The organism is Aliivibrio sp. S3MY1 (genome assembly GCF_028765575.1).
Taxonomy (GTDB): Bacteria; Pseudomonadota; Gammaproteobacteria; order Enterobacterales; family Vibrionaceae; genus Aliivibrio.
In genome coordinates, this window is the sequence record NZ_JARACO010000129.1 from 1 (window position 1) to 384 (window position 384).

A 384-nucleotide genomic window follows, 5' to 3' on the forward strand; every position below is an offset into this window, starting at 1 on the left:
TGTAGTGGTCAAGTAAAACTGGCCACCGTTTTATATTCTAACCAATATTGTTGCTCTGCAAGGTTCGGTGGTAATCCATCATTATGCTGATGAGGCCTGATATTACTGAAGTAACCAATTATATACTTGGTTATTGAATGTTTTGCTTCAGCAAAACTTTTATAACCATTCTTAGGAATCCATTCACTTTTTAAACTTCTAAAGAACCTTTCCATTGGACTATTATCCCAGCAATTACCACGACGACTCATGCTTTGAGTTATTTGATATTGCCATAATTTTTGCCTGAACTTTAAGCTTGTATAGTGGCAGCCTTGATCGCTATGGAACATAACATTTGATGGTTTTCCTCGTAACTCATACGCTATTGAAAGAGCTTTCGCC

The 384-nt window shown here is 36.7% G+C and carries 1 protein-coding gene; it reads right to left on the reverse strand.

What is annotated here, in order from left to right; translation table 11 throughout:
* Positions 1-8: 8 nt before the first annotated feature.
* A partial coding sequence (locus PVK62_RS17550) for an integrase core domain-containing protein (protein ID WP_274449513.1) occupies positions 9-384 on the reverse strand: 376 nt, incomplete at its 5' end.